The 19,421-nt window shown below is 34.4% G+C and carries 9 protein-coding genes; 1 reads left to right on the top strand and 8 read right to left on the bottom strand.

Going from position 1 to position 19,421, the window contains the following annotated elements; translation table 11 throughout:
- Window positions 1-13 precede the first annotated feature (13 nt).
- Window positions 14-865, bottom strand: a complete 852-nt coding sequence (locus GQ45_RS08660; RefSeq protein WP_047420220.1) for a hypothetical protein — start codon at window positions 863-865, stop codon at window positions 14-16.
- 239 nt (window positions 866-1,104) lie between these two features.
- Between GQ45_RS08660 and GQ45_RS08655 the strand changes: the two genes are divergently transcribed.
- On the top strand, window positions 1,105-2,694 hold the full coding sequence (locus GQ45_RS08655; protein ID WP_047416777.1) for a solute:sodium symporter family transporter: 1,590 nt from the start codon (window positions 1,105-1,107) through the stop codon (window positions 2,692-2,694).
- A gap of 79 nt (window positions 2,695-2,773) precedes the next feature.
- Here the strand turns inward: GQ45_RS08655 and GQ45_RS08650 are convergent, their stop codons facing one another.
- The 7 genes from GQ45_RS08650 to GQ45_RS08620 all read right to left on the bottom strand — a co-directional run bounded on the left by GQ45_RS08650 (window position 2,774) and on the right by GQ45_RS08620 (window position 19,260).
- The gene (locus GQ45_RS08650) at window positions 2,774-4,099 is read right to left on the bottom strand and encodes a vanadium-dependent haloperoxidase (RefSeq protein ID WP_047416774.1); all 1,326 of its coding nucleotides are present in this window, start codon (window positions 4,097-4,099) and stop codon (window positions 2,774-2,776) included.
- Window positions 4,100-4,121: 22 nt separating this feature from the next.
- Window positions 4,122-7,400, bottom strand: a complete 3,279-nt coding sequence (locus GQ45_RS08645; RefSeq protein ID WP_047416771.1) for a VCBS repeat-containing protein — start codon at window positions 7,398-7,400, stop codon at window positions 4,122-4,124.
- Window positions 7,390-10,692, bottom strand: coding sequence for an FG-GAP-like repeat-containing protein (locus GQ45_RS08640; protein ID WP_047416768.1), 3,303 nt, complete (start codon window positions 10,690-10,692; stop codon window positions 7,390-7,392). Before GQ45_RS08640 ends, GQ45_RS08645 begins: the two co-directional genes overlap by 11 nt.
- Window position 10,693: 1 nt before the next feature.
- The gene (locus tag GQ45_RS08635) at window positions 10,694-11,299 is read right to left on the bottom strand and encodes a hypothetical protein (RefSeq protein WP_047416765.1); all 606 of its coding nucleotides are present in this window, start codon (window positions 11,297-11,299) and stop codon (window positions 10,694-10,696) included.
- Window positions 11,286-14,549 (bottom strand): VCBS repeat-containing protein, encoded by a 3,264-nt coding sequence (locus GQ45_RS08630; RefSeq protein WP_047416762.1) that lies wholly within the window; start codon window positions 14,547-14,549, stop codon window positions 11,286-11,288. Before GQ45_RS08630 ends, GQ45_RS08635 begins: the two co-directional genes overlap by 14 nt.
- A 92-nt stretch (window positions 14,550-14,641) precedes the next feature.
- On the bottom strand, window positions 14,642-16,255 hold the full coding sequence (locus GQ45_RS08625) for a RagB/SusD family nutrient uptake outer membrane protein (protein WP_047416760.1): 1,614 nt from the start codon (window positions 16,253-16,255) through the stop codon (window positions 14,642-14,644).
- Between the two features lie 11 nt (window positions 16,256-16,266).
- Window positions 16,267-19,260, bottom strand: coding sequence for a SusC/RagA family TonB-linked outer membrane protein (locus GQ45_RS08620; protein ID WP_047416759.1), 2,994 nt, complete (start codon window positions 19,258-19,260; stop codon window positions 16,267-16,269).
- Between the last annotated feature and the right edge of the window lie 161 nt (window positions 19,261-19,421).

Here is a 19,421-nt window from a genome sequence, read left to right as displayed (position 1 = left end):
GGTGGATGGCTGCTTACTCTAGTTTAAACGAATACAAGTTTTGTCCTGTTTGAGCGCGTTCTTCATCAGATAACAATAGGGTATTTTCGTCTTTAAAGCAAACCGCCTCCAATTGTGTTCTTACCCCAAGATCAATTTTTTTTAAATTTCCTTCTAAAAATTTATCACCGCTGAAATCAGAATATACCCATAAAAATCCATAGCTGAGTAGCACAACTTTTTTTCCGCTTGGAGAAACAGCTGCGGAAGTTATTTTACAAACCGCTTCATTTTCACAGGTTACGAACTGATCTATAAATTGAGCAGAGTGATTTCCTTCCGTATCAGGTATTTTATAAATTAAGGTTTTTCCATTAAAAGGGGTAGCTCTATTTTTTGTAATAATAAACAAATGGTTCCCAAGATGAAATATGGCTTCAGCATCGAATAATAAATCGGCATTTTTGGGTGGATATTCAGCCTGTTCTGGATAGCTAAATTCAATTTTTACAGCGCTAATTTTATCGTCTGATTCCCTTTCAGGGTTGGGAAGTTTGTAAATTACTAAATCTTTTCGGTCGTTATCGTTATTGCCTATATCGGCTACATATAAATTACCCCTTTTATCTGTAGTAAGATCTTCCCAATCTTCGTTTTTAGCATTTTTAACTTTAAATTCACGTGTAATATTTCCTTTAAAATCTACCTGATAAATGACATCCTTGTTGCCGTGGTCTTCAATGGTCCAAACCTTGTCATCTTTGTAATAAGCGATACCGGAATTCTCCTTTAAACTTTTAGGTAATTTGGTGATAACAGTCAACTGCCCATAATTTGCACAGGCTGAAAGTAAAAATAAAAACAATACAAGGCTAAGATATTTCATTTTTAGAATGGAGTAAAAATAAATAACACTAAAAGACATGCTTTAGGGTACAAAGCAACAAAATACCTTTTTTAAAACAATTAAAACCCTGTTAAAAATAATTTAATGGTTTATGAAAACGTTGTAGTACCCTTATTGAAGTAAAAAAAAAGAATAGTTGGTTTTATTGCCGCCTAAATTGAGTTCTTTCTAAATATTCATATATATTTAACCCATATAATCAAATTAAGGATAAGAACATGCTAGGAATACTATCTTTTATAGGCTTTACGGCTTTAGTGGCTATTATCGCCTATTTGGCCACAAGAAAAACCGATGAAAAATCATCTGATGGCTATTTTTTAGGAGGCAGAAGTTTAACAGCTGGCGTAATTGCAGGCTCTTTGTTATTAACCAATTTATCTACAGAGCAAATTGTGGGTTTAAATGGTAGCGCGTATAAAGATGGATTATCGGTGATGGCCTGGGAAACCTTAGCAGCGATTGCCATTGTAGTAACGGCAATTTTTTTATTGCCTAGATATTTAAAAGGAGGATTAACTACCATCCCAGGATTTTTAGAAAAACGCTTTGATACCACTACAAAAACGATTACTTCAGCGTTATTTTTAACAGGCTATGTCGTGGTTTTGTTACCTGTTATTTTGTATTCAGGTTCTGTTGCTATTAGCGGTATGTTTGATGTGCCTACACTTTTAGGAGTTTCTGATGACACAGCTTTAGTGATTTGTATTTGGGGTATTGGGCTTATAGGTTCTATTTATGCCGTTTTTGGGGGGCTTAAAGCTGTTGCGGTTTCTGATTCTATAAATGCTATCGGGTTACTTATAGGAGGTTTACTTATTCCAGTATTTGGTTTAATGGCCATTGGTGATGGAAGTGTACTATCGGGAATAGATATTTTAGTTTCTGCTAATCCAGAGCGCTTTGATTCTACTGGAAACCCTGGTCAAGAAGTGCCATTTGCTACTATTTTTACAGGTATGATGTTGGTGCAATTGTTTTATTGGGGCACCAATCAACAGATCATTCAAAGAGCTTTAGGAGCTAAGAACTTGGCAGAAGGTCAAAAGGGTTTAATGTTGGCTGCTTTTTTAAAGATTTTAGGACCCTTAATTTTGGTATTACCCGGAATGATAGCCTACCATTATTTTGATAATGGTTTAGCATCAAGTGATATGGCATATCCAGAATTGGTACGAGCTGTATTGCCCAAACCTTTAGTTGGTTTTTTTGCAGCTGTTTTATTTGGAGCTATTTTAAGTTCTTTTAATAGTGTTTTAAATAGTTCGGTGACCTTATTTGGGATTGATATTTACAAGCAACACATTAATAAAGAAGCTCCTGAAAATATGGTCGTAAAGTATGGTAAAATATTTGGTGTATGTTTGGCTTTAGCGGCCATGTTCATTGCGCCATTAATAGCAAATGCCGGGAGTTTATTCGACTATTTACAAGAAATAAACGGAATTTACAGTATTCCCATTTTTAGTATTATAGTGGTAGGGTATTTAACGAAAAGAGTTCCAGCCATTGCGGCAAAAATCGGAATTATTTCTGGATCTATTTTATATATTTTAAGTCAATTTGTATTAAAACCATATGTGTTTGGAGAAGAAAATTATCCGCACTTCTTGCATATTATGGCTATTTTGTTTGTTACGAATAGTATAATTATGTTGCTTATTGGTAAGTATTATCCCAGAAAAGAACCGTATGTTTTAGAATATACAAATCAAGTATCTATTACGCCTTATAAGTATGTACACCAAGTAGGCATAGGGATATGCATTGTGGTGATTGCAATTTATGTTTATTTTGCACGGTAGTTTTACAAGAATGCAAGAAACAAAAAGGAGCTAGTTACACTAGCTCCTTTTTGTTTCTTGCAGTACCCTATTGTTCGAGTTACCTTTTTAAGGTGACTAGGTTTTTAGTAATGTGCTGACCCACTTTTTCACCTTGTTTTACACCTTCCTCGATAGCCATCATATAATGAATTCCGCCGTATAATCTTGATATGGCAGCTTCTTCAGACGCATGTATAAAAGAGGTAAAACTGCGTACGGGTAGTCCGTATTCTACTTCAGTGGTATCATCAAAAGCAAAGTTAGGGCCGTATAAATTGGTTAAGGTAACAGCAGCAGCTCTTGAGATTACAGAATGGCCACTTGTATATTCAGGAAATGGAGGTGTTTGTAGAAGGGGTACCCATTCTTCATCGATGTTTGCATTAATGACAGTTTCTGGTCGAACCAACAAGCTTCGCCACTTTTCGTCCCAACAACTTATAAAACCATCAAAAAGTGCGGTAGTTACATTAGTGTAGGCATTTACCGTTTCGTCAAAAGTACTCTTCGATTTTCTACTGGCAATTGCGGTAATACCCATCCAGTGGCCTCCTGGTGTTATTTTTTTTGTAGCAAACATGGCGTGTCCGCGGTGGTGAGACACATAGGGGTTACAATCCCAAAAACTTGCAATATCTCTTTTATTTTGATCGGTTCCAGAGCCTTCGTGATACACTTGCATTAATTGTGTTTGAAACGGACTCCCTTCTGTTAAATCATAAGGTAAAGGCGGTATCGGAGGAAATTGTCCGGCAGAATCTAACACCAATGTCCTTATTTTATTCCATGACGGCTCTATACCATCCATATAATCGGGTGGGGTAGGCTTCCAGTATTGTGGTTCATCAAGAATCGTATATTTTGGATACGTCCTTGTTTGTTTATACATATCAGTATCTGCCCATTTTGAAATATGTTGTGCTACTACCTCTCCATATTTTTTTGAAGCTTCTAAGACCTCATCTGTTAAACCAGCTTCTTGTAAATCAGCATAGGTTTTATCTTGAAATTCATTAATTTTTTCTTCCGAGAAAATAAGCTGCCTTCCTATGGTTAAAAAAGCATGAATGGCCGCCAGATTCATGTCGGTATTCTCGTCTGTTGGGTCTGGAATATTCGTGTAATCGTTGATTTGGCCTTCTAGTGTATTGTACTTTCCTGGATGTGCTTTTTGCATAATAGCGTAAGAGGCTATTGTCGGGTACATATAAACTCTAGATGCCACTGGCGGCGAAAAAATGTCATACACAATTACATCTGTAAGCTTTTTCATGGAACTTTGAAAAAGTTCGGGATCTTGCAATTTTTCTTTATATGCTGTATTTTCTTTGCAGCTTACAAAAAAAACTAGAATGGCAGCAAAAAAAACGTTCTTGAGTGTCATAATATACTTGAGGTTTTGATCTTTATTTTTGTTGAGGACTTATAATGTAAGCTTTTTCGTTGTTGCTTATTACGAGAAATTGATCTTTATTTAATTTAATTATTTTTTTGTAAGCGATTTTATTTGGAAGTTTCAAAGATAGTATTTTTTCAAAAACGCCATCTTTATACGCTGTTAAAACACCACCTGCATTGCCATCACTCTGACCAAGTTCTGTAACATAGCTTAAATTATTTCCTATATAATAAATAGCTTTTTGAGTATTAAACGTGTCAACGATAATATGTTGAATAGCACTAAATTGAGCTTCTTTAGGCAAAGCGACTGCTTTAAATGAATCTCCTTCATTTAAAAACATCATTGATTTTAGCTCTTTTATCTCTTTTTTAATAGCGATATCTTTTTCAGCTTTTCCTGTCAAATCTTCAATATTTTTAATTTTTGAAAATAAAGCATAGTTCGTAAATTTCTTTTTGAGATAAGGAAGTTGTGCTACTAATTTATCTTTTGAGGCAAAGGGAACATGATGCCCAAAAAAATCGTAAAAAATAATGGGATCTGGTTGTTCGTTTTTATCAAAATCGTCTAGATATAAGCGAACAGGATTTGATGAACTCGCTTTCCATTTAAAGTTTGTACCCACATTGCCGGCAATAATATCTACCTTCCCATTTTCATCTAAATCCGAAAATGCTAGGGTGTTCCACATACCCTGGGTTTCATTTAAACCAAGGTTTTTAGTTTCATCGGTGAACTTTCCTTGGCCGTTATTCATTAAAATGGTTATCGGCATCCAATCGCCCACTAGGATCAGGTCTTGATGGGTGTCGTTATTAATATCAATCCATCGACTATCGGTTATCATGCCTAATTTATCTTGAGCAACTACTTCAAAATTACCCTTAGTGGTATTTTTTAAAATTAAGCTTACTGGTGATAGCCCATAAACGCCAGGTACAGACCTGCCTCCTACAAATATATCATCATACCCATCAGAATTGAAATCTCCGACGGCAATACTACCTCCATTCGTTGCTGGTAGTTGAGCTTCTAAGCGTTCAAAATTGCCTTTCCCATCATTGACATATATTCGATCTTGCAAATTGGGATCGCCTTGATCCAAATCATTTCCGCCGCTAACTACGTATAAGTCCAAATCCCCATCTTTTTCTAAATCAAAGGCACCAATAGCCACATCCTCGTAGGCTTCATCTTTGTTAAAAGCTAAAATCTGCATTAATTTAAAGTCCTTGTTTTGTGTTTGCACAAAAAAGCTAGGTTTTTGATTTCTTGCGCCACCTAGATATAAGTCCTTTAAACCATCACCATTAAAATCCTCATAAATCACAGCTGGCCCTTCATGAGATAATTTTTCTGGAATTAAAGGTTCTCTTGAATAATCTTGATAAGGGTTTTCAATATGTTGGTATGGAAAATACGTGTAATCAACATTGTTATTTTGATAAGGTAAGGATACGCTTTTGAGATTATTCTTTTTTGCAATACTAGTACTGCCATTTATTTTTATAGCAGTTTCAGATTGTATTAAATTATCTTTCCAAATTATCTGAGCCGAATCAATTTTAGAAATTGCACCAATTCCAAAATGAAGATTTCTTGTAGAAGATGACTGAAAACCTCGAGTGGGGCTCACTTGTTTTTCAAAAGATTGATGATCGGCATACAAGATAACTTTAACTCCATTTGAGTTTTTGTTTAAATCGTTGTTTTTTAAACGGATTTCTACGTAATTGTGACGTTCATTTTTAGCAGTACTATTTTCTAATAAAGTAATGTTTTCGTTAATATTATTAATAACGATATCTAAATCACCATCATTATCTAAATCGGCATAAGCCGCCCCGTTGGAGTAGGAATCGGATAAACCTACTTCTTTAGATAGTTTTTTGAACTTTAAATCCCCTTCATTTTTAAAAAGTACATTCGGAATTTTAAGCGATGGCATTTGTTCGATTAATTTTTTTTCTAAATCCGTTTGTTCATTTTGTGAATAGTCCGCAAAATTTACAGAACTCAAATAATTAATATAATCTAAATCGTTCGGTCTTTTGAAAATACCATTTGTGATGAAAATGTCATTTAGCCCATCATTATCGAAATCTTGGATCAACGTCGACCAACTCCAGTCGGTAGCATAGGTGTTTGTTAGTAAGGCTATGTCTGTAAACGAGTTGTCACCGTTATTTAATTGAAAACTATTTCTTGTCGATTGTGGATTAAAACCGAATTTTTTCTTAATCTCAGTGACCTTATCAGAATCTTCACCACCAGATTTTAAGAATATTTGATGATCATAAGGCATCATATCTAAGGTGAAAATATCGGGAAGTAAATCATTATTAATATCGGCAATATCAACACCCATAGAAAATCTACTGGTGTGTTGTAATAGTTCATTTGAAGCTTCTTTAAAGGTCTTATTTCCTTGGTTGAGGTATAGATAATCATTTTCATGAAAGTCATTAGTGACATAAACATCTATAAATCCGTCCTTATTAATATCACTAGCAACGATTCCAAGACCATACCCTAGGGCGCTAGAGAAAATACCGCTATCTTGGGTAACATCATCAAATTTAAAAATGCCTTCGTTCAGTTTATTTTCATAGAAACGGTCCCCTGAAAGGCTATCATTTTCATTTCTTTTTTGTGCAGTTCCATAACTTCTTGGTGTATGAATGGAGTGATTTAATAAGTACATGTCCATATCACCATCATTATCATAATCAAAAAATGCTGCTTGCGTACTATAGCCAGCGAAGTCGATACCCAATGTAGTAGCTTCTTCTTTAAAAGTTAAATTTCCTTGATTAATATAGGCCTTATTATGGGTTTCTAAATTTTTAAAAACACCAACTTTAGAAACATAAATATCTAAGAGTCCATCGTTATTTAAATCTTCCATGGTAACACCAGTAGACCATGTGCTATCCATTAAAATTCCCGCACTTTTAGTAATGTCTTTAAATTTTAAGTTGCCTAAGTTCAAAAATAACTTATCAGAACTTTGATTTGCGGTGAAGTAGATATCTTCTAAACCATCATTATTTATATCACCAATAGCAACACCGCCGCCGTTATAGTAATACAAATAATCTATAATATTTAAATCTTCTTTATACGTTAGTTGATTTACAAATGAAAGTCCACTACTATCCTTAGGCACGGCCTTAAAAAGGGGAGTGCCCTCAGTCGCTTCATTTTTAATATTTTTATCCTTACATGAGTACCCTAAGCATAGTGTAGCAACTAGTAAAAAAACATAGTGCTTATTTATCATTATTTTTAAACGTAAAGGTTGCGATTGAATCATTATTTCTCGTTACATAGAATTGCTCTTTTTTAGCATCTATTTTTATATCTCTTATTTCCCCAAATAGTGTGAATCCGTTATTTTTATTGGAGGTCTCAAAATTTAAATTTCCTTTATTCTCAAGATAAACACCGTAGCTGGCGTCATACCTACCTACTTGTGGTTTTACATTAAAGAGGTTGCCACCCATGAGAATATCAATATCATTATCACCATCAAAATCATAGGTTTCAATAGCATAAATTGGTGCTAATTGCGCGGCCACAGGTAATTTTTGTTTTTTGAACTTAAAGTTACCTTCATTAATTAATAGTATGGTTTCCATGGTGTTAGCCTCTAATGGAATAACATCTTTTAAATCTTCAGCATCAAACATATCTTGAATCGTGGCATCTTCAAAAGAAGCATAATTTGGAAATTTCTTTTTCAGACTTTTAATTTGGTCTATTAAATCATGCCGCAAAGCATACGGATAATCCTTTCCGTTCGGGGCATTAAAAGTTAGAATGGGATCTATATAACCATTTTTATCAAAATCTTTAGCGTATAAGCGTATTGGATGTTCTTTTGAAGCTTTAAATTGACTGTTTAAACCGTGGTTTCCTATAATTAAATCAAGGTCTCCGTCATTATCTAAATCCGCTGCTTTTACTGTATTCCACCAACCAGAGATTACTTCAGCATTATTTGCAGTTGATTTTTCTAATGTTCCATTTTTAGATGCAAAAATCTGAATATCCATAAACTCCCCAATAACAACAAGATCAGGGAGTTTATCATTGTTTAGATCGGCAACTAATGCATCGGTAATCATACCAATATTTAAAAGTTGTGGTGCTACTCTACTAGTAACATCTTTAAAATTACCTTTTCCGTCATTTTCTAGGAGAAAGCCAGAACCTTTAACACCATATCTACCTGGAACGCTTCTCTCGCCAACAAATAAGTCTAGATCGCCATCGGCATCAAAATCTATAGGTTGTACTGTACTTGTGCTTTTATAAACATCAATTAGCGGTAGTTTTTGATTAGAATCGATAAATTTACCTGTACCGTTGTTTAGGTATAAATGATCGTAATAATTAGGAGAAAAAGGAGAAAATTCAACACCACCACTACAAACATATAAATCTAAATCACCATCATTATCGGCATCAAAAAACACACTTGCAGTATCTTCGCTGATAGCATTTTTATCGAAGTCTAAGTTTTTGCTTAAAGTGAATCCTGTTTTTGTTCCTAAATATAAACTAGAGGCTTGTCCTTTTGCGCCTCCAATAAAAACATCGGTAATCCCGTCATTATTTACATCGCCTAAAGCTAATTTAGGGCCCTCTGTGCTGAGCATGTGATTAAGAAGTCGATCTCTGTTGAAATCTATAAACCTACTTTCAATATGTAAATAGTTTAAGGGAGTATCACTTTTCGCAAAAAGGGAAGAAGCATCACTCGGATCAACTGGCACTGGGTTTAAGGCATCCTTCTGATATAAAATAATACTTTGGTTTGCATCTTGATCTTTTAAAATAGAAACTTTACCATTTGGCCAAGTAATTTTTACAGTGGCTTTAACCGCTTTGCCAATACCCACGTTTGGTCTTAAATCCATACTCGATTGAAACCCTCTAATAGGCTGTTGTTCCATATAAAAGCTATCTGTGGCAGTTTCTATGCGTATTTGGGCTCCGATAGCGTTCGTGTTTTTACCCTCGCCCTTTAAAATTAGTTTTAAATAATTATTATTTTTTTTGGTATCTGAGGTGTTTCTGTATAAAAAAAACGGCATGTTTACATTATTGACCACAAGGTCTAAATCGCCATCATTATCAAAATCCCCATAAGCGGAACCATTTGAAAAGCTTTTTTGTTGCAATCCAGAATCTTCAAACAATTTAAATTCAAGCTTACCTAAGTTTTTATAAGACTGATTTTCAATTTCATTAGATGGAATAATTTCAATTAATTTATTAAAGTCTATTTCTTGATTTTTAACAATACCTTTAATAACTTCTTCATTAGAAATATACTGCAAATAATCTTGATTTGTTAAATCTTTATAAATACCGTTGGCTATAAATAAATCTTTTAAACCATCATTGTCCATGTCAAAAAGTAAGGCTCCCCAACTCCAATCAGATGCTTGAACGCCTCCTAAACGGCCAATTTCGCTGAAGGTTTCATTTCCATTATTCAATTGAAGGGTGTTTCTGGTAAATTGATGATAGTACCCATTTTTTACATTGTATTGGTATTTATTCCAATCTTCAAAAGTAGTTACTGTTTTTAGTCTCTTATATTCAGAGGGTAACATTTCGGTTACAAAGATGTCATTAAAGCCATCGTTATTAATATCAGCCATATCTGCACCCATAGATGCACCACTTATCGATTTCATTTGATTTGTCAGGGCTTCTTTAAAAGTGCCATTTTTTTGATTGATATATAAATAGTCGCGCTCAAAAAAATCATTTGAAACAAAAATATCTTCCCATCCATCATTGTTGGTATCACCAATAGTAACTCCTAAACCAAAGCCTATAACACTGCCATAAATTCCTGCTTTTTCACTGATGTCAACAAACTTGCCATCTACATTTTCTAATAACTTATCACCACCTAGAATATCGCGTTTAGGACGCTCATTTCGTTGTAAGTTAAAACTACCTATTGCTTGATACGAATTGTTTAAGAGGTACACATCTAAATCACCATCTTTATCAAAATCAAAAAATGAGGCATGTGTGGAAAAACCTTTGTCGTCAAGGCCATAGACTTCTGCTTGATCGGTAAAAGTACTATCGCCATTATTTATAAATAATTCGTTTTGTTTGTTATCTCCAACAACATCACCCGAATTACACACATAAATATCTAAAAATCCGTCGCCATTGATATCGACCATGGTGACTCCTGTGGACCAGGCCTTGGTTCCCCCAACTTTAGCTTTATCGGTAATATCTTCAAACTTGAAATTTCCCTTATTTAAAAATAGTTTATTTGTGGCTTGGTTTGCAGTTAAGTAGATATCAACTAAACCGTCATTATTGATATCACCTATGGCAACACCACCTCCATTATAAAAATTGCGATATTTATAGACATTAAAGTCTTGTGAAAAGCTGAGTTGGTTTGTAAATGAGATACCCGATTCATTAGCACTTACCAATTCAAAAAGCGTTTCTTTTTTCACTTCTTCATTTGTACAAGAAAAGAGTAAAATATACATTAAGAAGACAACAAAGTATTTAGCTTTATACATGTTATTTGCTATTTTTCATTTTCATTTTCATTTTAATTCTTAAATCTTCGATAAGTACTGAAACATCTTTTGTGTTTTCTTCAGGAAATAAGGTTATTTGTCTATTGCCATCAACTTTTACTAAAACTTTTGTTTCGTCTTTTTTCACTACCTCAATGAATTTATTTCCTGGATACCATTTTAGAATCGTATCAATGACAACGGGAGTAAGTTTTTTTGCATGTTGGTTTTCGTTCCAAGGGGACCAGCTCGCATAATTGAACTTTAAATCCATAGCTTTAATTTTATCAAGTTCAGTAAATTTCGCATAAAACATCATGTCAATATTGCCATTTACATCGGCGTTTTTATGAATAGGAAGTCTGTACTGAACATAATTATTATTAGGTCCTTGAGAAACTAATTTTTTTTTGTTTAACTCCATACAGCGCTCAAAAAATTTATTCCTTGAATCTCCGAATTTTAAGCCAAATAGGATTGAATCATGGACAATTCCACTGTTCATTTCTTTGGTCACCAACTTAGTGTAATCAGACTGGCAAGCCGTTAAAACTGTTAAAAATACGAATAAGAATAGCAAAAGCTGTTTTAGATTATTTGATTTCATAAAAATTTAAAATATCATTATTTATACTGGTGGTGAGTATTGTTCTTTGATTGTATTGAATAATTTTAAAGCCCCTAATTTGTCCTGATATATTTAGAGGGCTTACTTCATTAAAACGATACTGCCCGTTAATTTTTGTTCCCGTTAAAAGCCAACCTTTTGAGGCATCTAATTTACCAAATCTTGGCTTTATTAAGTCTTGATTGCCACCAAAAAAAATATCTTTAACACCATCTTTAGTAATATCATAAACTTGTATGGCATAGTTCTGTGAATACTGAATCTCTGGGGGTAAAATTAGGCTTTCAAATGTATTGTTATGATTTATAAAAAGTGCAGATGCACTGGTATCGAGTGTTAATTTTACGGAAGCTTTTAGCGTTTCTGCAGTAAACATAGTCTCCATATCAGCTATGGCATAATCTTTATAATATAATAATTTCTTTTTCAAGGAAGGTATTTGTGAAATTAACTCGTCTCGATCCGCGATAGGATAATATTTTCCATTTGTTTTTTGACAAATAATTTGTTCTGTAGTACCATTGTTATCAAAATCATATACGAAAATCGTTGTTCCTTTTTTGTAAAAGTTATTTTGGCCTATATTGCCAGCAATAATATCAAAATCACCATCATCATCGATATCGTTTATCGCTAATGTAGACCATATACCAACACTTTTGTTTAGTTGAAATGAATTCGTCTCATTAATAAACTGTCCATTTTTGTTGATAAATATCGAAATCGGCATCCATTCACCGCCAATGACTAAATCAGGCCAATTATCATTATTTAAGTCAGCGCTAACTACTTTAGTAATCATACCAATACTTTCAAATGTACCCTGTTGGTCTAGGCTAAATTTATTATTGCCTTCATTTTTTAAAAGGAATCCTGAACTAGGCTCTCCATAAACTTGTGGGTTATACCTTTCTCCTACGAATAAGTCTAAATCACCATCTAAATCATAATCGAAAGCCTCAACGCTTGCGCTGCTAATTCTTTTAGGAAAGGGAAGGGGTGAGGTGCTTTTTATAAAGGTATTGTTCGTATTAATATAGAGCCGGTCTTCTAAATTAGAGTCGTATTTAGAAAAGGCTTTGCCACCGCTACAAACATAAAGGTCTAAATCACCATCTAAATCACTGTCGAAAAAGATTGCATCTGTGTCTTCTGCATTTTTATCGAATTCAAAAGGCTTGTCGATAGTGGCGTAAGAGCCATCTTTGTTCGACATAAATAATTGACTCTTTTGGTTTTTAGCCCCACCTAAATAAAAGTCTACAAATCCATCACCATTCAAGTCAGCTGTCGCCATGGCTGGACCTTCATTATTAGTCATCCTATCCAGTAGTTGTTCTCTTTTAAAGTCGATGTAATTATTTTCTTCGTGTTTAAAGCTAAAAAAGGGTGCTATTTTTTCGATACCAAAGGCTGCTATTTTCTTTGGAGGACTATATTTTTTAGTTGAGCTGTTTTGTTGTTCAATAGTAATGGTTTTATTGACTGTAAGGTTTTTCAAAACCCTTATAGCCTGGTCTGGCCAAATTACCACTAAACTATCTACGGTAGAAATATTTCCAAATCCCATTAAAATTTCGGGTGCCACGGAACTTTGAAATCCTTTGGAAGGGTAATTTTCAAACATGCTATTCTTTCCCTTGTCAAAGTAAGCAATAATTTTAGTACCAATAGCACTTGTATTATTTCCTTTTCCTTTAAAACGAATTTTTATAAATTTGTTTTTAGTGGTATCTGTGGTGTTTTCATAGACAAAAGAAGCCATGTTTACGTTATTCACCACCAGGTCTAAATCTCCATCATTGTCTAAATCCCCGTAAGCGCTGCCGTTACTAAAGCTTGGTGTATTTAAGCCCAATTCTTCATTTGCTTCTTTAAAGGAAAAGTCGCCTAAATTTAAATAGGCAGCGTTGGGGATGGCTTTAGAAGGCATCAAATCTATTAATTTTGTAATGATGTTTTTGTCATTACTCATCATATTTCTAATTTGAGCTTCGTTGGCCATATAGTTAAGATAGTCTCTATCGAGAAGGTCTTTATAAATACCGTTGCTCACAAAAATATCTTTTAAACCATCGTTATTCATATCAAATAATAAGGTTCCCCAGCTCCATTCTGTGGCATCAACCCCAGAAAATCGGCTAATTTCCATAAAACCTGATGCTCCTAAATTACGCTGTAATGCATTTCTGGGAAATTGGTAAAAATAACCGTTTTTTACAGCTAATGAATATTTATCCCAAGATTCGTAGGTTGCTTTTGATTTTTGGCGTTCTAAGGTTTGAGGCAACATTTCTGTGACCATCATATCTGGTAGTAAATCGTTATCTAAGTCTGCGGCATCAGCCCCCATGGAACCCATGGGAATAGCATTAAATTTTTCTTCAACACTTTCTTCAAAATTTAATCCGTTGTTATTCAGGTATAAATAATCTTTTTCAAAAAAATCATTAGAAATATAAATGTCTGTCCAATTATCTTGATTAAAGTCACTTAAAGTTATGCCTAAACCGAAGCCTATAGCACTTGTGTAGATATTATTTTCTTTAGATGCATCTATAAAAAATCCATTTTCATTCTTGAATAGTTTATTTCCTGATGCTGTTGCTTTATCTCTTTGATCTTTTATTAAATCGTAACCGCCAACGGAGCGAATAGAATTATTTAATAAATAGCAATCTAAATCTCCGTCTTTGTCAAAATCAAAAAATGCAGCTTGTACAGATAAACCTGTAATATTTAAGCCATACTTTTTAGATTGTTCAGTAAAGGTTAAGTCACCATTATTTATAAATAATTCGTTTGACCTATTTGGGCTATCGCTAGGTGGCCCGGCCTTGCATACATAGATATCAAGTAAACCATCATTATTAATATCGACAAAAGTTGCTCCTGAAGACCACACGTTATCACAGGCAACACCTGCCTTACTCGTGATATCTTCAAACTTAAAATTTCCTTTGTTGAGGTATAATTTATTGTTGACTAAATTTCCGGTAAAATAAATATCTAATAGTCCATCGTTGTTAATATCACCTAGAGCTACACCACCTCCGTTATAGAAATTTCTATAGGTATAGGGGTTTAATTGCTCGGTATACACTAGTGTATTTTCAAACTCAATGCCAGTTGAGTTATCTTTTAAGAGGTATAAGGTAGATTCACTTTTTTTTGAATCACAGGAAAAGAATAGGGTACTTAATATAACAATCAGTAGTACGTATTTCATTTACAGGCAGAAATTAAATACATTAATAAAAAAGGGATACTTTATAAAAGTATCCCTTTTTGTTTATTTATTCAAACGTTACTAATTATAAACTAGTAACCAGGGTTTTGCGTTAAGCCACTTCCTGGAGCTGAAATTTGCTCTTGTGGTATTGGAAATAAATTTCTGAAAGGGGCAGAAGCTGGCTTTTCCCACCATGCATCATTGAACTTGCCAAAACGTATTAAATCTTGACGTCTTGTCACTTCCATAAACATTTCTCTTCCTCTTTCTGCTAAAAATTCATCTGCAGTTAAAGAACCTAATGCTGTTGTTAAACCTGCTCTTGCTCTGATGGTGTTTACATCTGGCAAAGCTAATGACCAATTCCCAGCAGCGCGAGCTAAACCTTCAGCTCTAATTAGGTATAAATCACCTAGACGAATAATAGGGTAATCATTATCCATGTTATCTCTTTGCCCTTGTCTAAAGCTAAATTTACTCATACGAGCCCCACCTTTTCTAGAAGCATCTGGCTCTAATTCATTTATGTCTGTTGAGTAATTTAATTCTAATTCATCAATAGGAGCAGCATAATCTAAAATAACAGAACCTTCATAATCTAATTGAGGACCTACTAAAAAGTTATTCTCTTTACGCTTATCGGTATCATCATAAGAATTATAAAATTCTTCTAAAGCAGAATAGCCATTCCAAGGTTGGTTTTGAATATTCCAAGTAAATTGGCTAGAATAATGTAATGTCATCTGTGCAAAATTCATGTTGGCACCTGTAACATTATCATAAGCAACTGACCAGATGATTTCTGGATTATCTTGGTTGTTGGGTGCAAATACAGCAGCATATCCTTCTAATTCATCTGGATCAGATTCTACACTCGGTCTTTGAGCAGGATTTGGCACTGAACATCCAGTATCACAAAGAATATAACTACCATTGTCAATAACATAACTTGCCGCAATTGCTGCCTCTGAATATTTGGGAGTACCAGCAAAAACTTCTGCATTTAAATACAATTTAGCTAATAAGCCTAAAGCAGCATATTGGTTAATTCTATACGGATTAACTTCAGTTGTTAATGGGCTGTTTGATAAGTCCATAGTAGGAGATACAGCAGTTATTCCTAAAGTAGCTAATAATTCAGCTTCAATAAAATTGTACACCTGAACTCTTGTAGCTTGCGGAGCATCAACCCCAGGAGTAGTAACTATTTTCACACGTCCAAATAAATCTACTAAACGATAGTAGAAAAATGCACGTAAGGCTCTTACTTGTGCTGTTTGATTTTCATCTAAATCACCAGAAGCCAGAGCAGTATTACAAGCTCCAATAGCAGCATATTGTCCCGTCCAAGCACCATTAATAGGTCCGTTTGATGGCGGATACGTATGCCTGTGCATATCAATCCAGATACCACCGTCAAACCAGTCACCCCCTTTTTGAGTTACGGCCATTTCATCCGATGAAACGGATTGTACGGACCAATAACCACCATGGTTTGCTGTTCCAGATTCTCTTAATTGGGCATATGCCGAACTTACAGCATCACTAGGGCCTCCCCCGCCACCATCAAAATTTCCAAAACTAGGCTCTGATCCATTAAATTCGGTTTGTATTTCACCTACCAAATTCTCTTCTAAGTCTGTACACGCACTAAAACTAACGAGTGCAGAACACATTAAAATTGATTTATATATATTTTTCATTGCTTTTTTTTTTAAAAATTAACATTTACACCTAAAGTAAAAGTTCTAGCTGCAAAATAATTATACCTTCTATCGATACCTGGTACTAATGGATCAGAACCTAAACCTAGGAAATTGCCATTATCGACAGCACCCCTATCTTGTAGTGATGGCTCTGGATCTGCTCCTGTGTAGCCTGTAATCACGAATAGATTTTGACCTGCTAACGATAATCTTAGCCCTTTAATATACTTATTATCTGCCATGTTAAAGGTATAGCCAACCGACATGTTGTCTAATTTAATAAAATCAGCTTTTTCAACATACAAAGAACTAAATTGAGCATTTGTAATGGTTGGTTCTGCTAATTCTGTATTCACAAAGTTATAAGAACTTTGGCTTCCTACTCTAGGCTCATAAAAAACTCTAAAGTTATTTACTAAACTGTGACCAAAAGCACCTCTAAAAAATACTTGAGCATCCCAGTTTTTGTATCTGAAAACGTTAGACCAGCTTAATTCAAAATCAGGAATACCTTTTCCTAATCTCGTCAAATCTCCGTCTTGAACACCGTCCTCGTCTGCATCAATAAGATTTCCAATTACCTGTGAAGTTTGAGCAGCATCTGTATTACCATCACCATTTACATCTACAAAGGTTTGTCTACCGTCTACAATATCACCTGTCCACAATGCGCCGTAAATTTGTCCAATCTCTTGACCTTCTTGAACTAAAATTACATTCGTATCATTCTGACCTGGAGCTCCTAAATTACCTCTTAAAGCCGTTTGGTCAAAAGAATCTAAAGTAGTTTTGTAGGTAGAAAAAATTAAACCAGCATTATACGTAAAGTCATCTTGTTTAACGATGTCATAATTTACAGCCAATTCAAGACCATTGGTAGATAAGTCTCCGCCATTTTCAACTCTACTTCCTGATGGGTAAAGAGCAACATCAACGGCTCTTTCTAGAATGAAATCAGATACTTTACGGGTATATAAATCTAATGTAGTAGATAAACGACCTCTGTTAAATTCAAAACCTAAATTGGTTTCTGCCTTTTGCTCCCATTTTAAATCTGGGTTCGCGTTACGTACCAAAACACTAGATAATAAATTACCCGTTGGGTTGTATTGATCCCTAGCCAGACCATATTGTCCAGGTAAAGAACCTGTAACCCCGTATCCTAAACGTACTTTAAATAAGTCTACTTGGTCTAAGTTTAGGTATTTGTTTAAATCAGCTCCTAAACCAAAAGCAGGGAAAACACCCCATTTGTTGTTATCTCCTAATTTAGTAGAACCTTCTCTACGTACCGATGCGTTAAAGTAGATAGCATCATCAAAAGTACCGCTGATTCTTCCGAACATTGCGATAATTTTTTGGTCTGGAGAACGGTCGCTGTTGATATCAATAAAACCTGCGTTAATTCTATCTTGAGACCACTCTAATGCGTCTATATAGGATAAGTTGTCATTTGGAAAATCACCTGCAGCTAAAAAGTAGTTATTAAAATTTTCTTGTTGCCAAGAATAACCACCAGTAATTTTTAAATTTAATTTTTCTGTAGGGTCTAAGTTATAATCCCCATACATTTCAAATAATTTAAATCTATTTTCTCCAGAAGAAAGTCTAGCTAGTCCTTTTCGTGTTGGGCTAGTAGCAGCCCCTCTAAATAAAGAGGTGGTTCTATAGTATTCACTATTTGTGTATTTTGAGTTTTGCTCTGAATACATGGCATTAACGGTAAAATCGTTAGTAACTAAATACTTAAAGTTAGCACTGTAAGTAAATTCATTACGACTTCCTTTATTGGTGTTTTGATTAATGATTGAAACTGGGTTAAAGCTATCAAACAAACCTAAAGTCTCAAAATAGCCACCATAAGGATCGGCATTAAATGGAAAAGGTGAATCTACACCGAATACAGGTGCTGTTGGGTTATAAAGAATGGCATAACGAAGGGCTTCATTAAATCCAAAATCAGAATCTCTCTTCGTATACGATGCATTAAAATCTATTTTTAATTTATCATTTAAAACAGTCGTAGTAGCATTAAATCTAGTATTGAATTGATCAAAACCAGAGTTTTCTAAAATACCTTGTGCATCTCTAAAGTTTGTAGATACTCTAAAATTAGTGTTGTCTTGACCTCCAGAAATAGCAATGTTGTGAATGTTTGTGATTGCATCTCTTGTTACTAAATCTAACCAGTCAGTTCTACTTCCTAAATCAGTACCTCCGGCAGCAGCAAAATCTTCACCCGATAAAATATCAATAGTTCTAGCTATAGAAGAGGCGGCAACAGAACCATTATAGGTAACTTCACTAGCGCCAGATTTACCGCTTTTAGTAGTTACAATAATAACCCCTGCAGATCCACGAGAACCATAAATAGCAGCAGCGGAACCATCTTTAAGTACAGTTAATTCTTTAATATCGCTTGGATCTACGTTATTTAAAGACGCTCCAATTACACCATCGATAACAATTAAAGGTTGAGAGTTTGCGCCCACAGAAGAAATACCTCTTAAACGAATAACGGCGTCTTCATTTGGGTTACCCCCTTTATTGTAAATACTTAAACCTGCAACTTTACCTTGTAATAATTCTGAGGCCGAGTTGATTGTACCTTTGTTAAAAGATTCTTCATCTACCTTTGTAACAGCAGAAGTAATTTCTTTTTTAGTAGAACTACCATAACCAACTACTACAATTTCCTCCAATGCCTGAGCATCTTCCGCAAGTGTAACATTAATTGTTGACCTTCCGCCAACAGCAATCTCTTGGCTACTAAAGCCAATGTAACTAAATACTAGAATAGCATTGCTGCCTACATTGTTTAATGTGTAGTTCCCATCAAAATCGGTTTGTGTACCGTTTGTAGTTCCTTTTACAAGAACGCTAGCGCCAGGTAAAGGCCCATTGGCATCGGAAACTGTTCCGGATACCTCTTGCGCTTGCATAAAGCCAAAACATAAAAATGCCCCTGCCATTAACAAGCTTTTAAATAGCTTAATCTTCATAAATAATTAATTTAAGTTGAGTTAATTTATAATCGAAAGTTAAAAATATACAAATTTTTTGTTAAAATCTCATTCCTTTGTGTTTCAAAATTTACGAAAACGGTTTCGTGTTGATAACTTTTTTAAATTGTTATCCTTGTAATAAAAGTTATAGAAGAATA

Origin of the sequence: Cellulophaga sp. Hel_I_12, assembly GCF_000799565.1 — a bacterium.
GTDB lineage: Bacteria > Bacteroidota > Bacteroidia > Flavobacteriales > Flavobacteriaceae > Cellulophaga.
Note: the sequence above shows the minus strand (reverse complement) of the source record. Positions and strands in the feature narration are given on the sequence as shown.

Excerpts from the sequence above, each read along its gene's own strand:
- GQ45_RS08650 (WP_047416774.1), bottom strand. The coding sequence starts at position 4,099 with ATGACACTCAAGAACGTTTTTTTTGCTGCCATTCTAGTTTTTTTTGTA.
- GQ45_RS08660 (WP_047420220.1), bottom strand. The coding sequence starts at position 865 with ATGAAATATCTTAGCCTTGTATTGTTTTTATTTTTACTTTCAGCCTGT.
- GQ45_RS08635 (WP_047416765.1), bottom strand. The coding sequence starts at position 11,299 with ATGAAATCAAATAATCTAAAACAGCTTTTGCTATTCTTATTCGTATTT.
- GQ45_RS08645 (WP_047416771.1), bottom strand. The coding sequence starts at position 7,400 with ATGATAAATAAGCACTATGTTTTTTTACTAGTTGCTACACTATGCTTA.
- GQ45_RS08640 (WP_047416768.1), bottom strand. The coding sequence starts at position 10,692 with ATGTATAAAGCTAAATACTTTGTTGTCTTCTTAATGTATATTTTACTC.
- GQ45_RS08625 (WP_047416760.1), bottom strand. The coding sequence starts at position 16,255 with ATGAAAAATATATATAAATCAATTTTAATGTGTTCTGCACTCGTTAGT.
- GQ45_RS08630 (WP_047416762.1), bottom strand. The coding sequence starts at position 14,549 with ATGAAATACGTACTACTGATTGTTATATTAAGTACCCTATTCTTTTCC.
- GQ45_RS08620 (WP_047416759.1), bottom strand. The coding sequence starts at position 19,260 with ATGAAGATTAAGCTATTTAAAAGCTTGTTAATGGCAGGGGCATTTTTA.
- GQ45_RS08655 (WP_047416777.1), top strand. The coding sequence starts at position 1,105 with ATGCTAGGAATACTATCTTTTATAGGCTTTACGGCTTTAGTGGCTATT.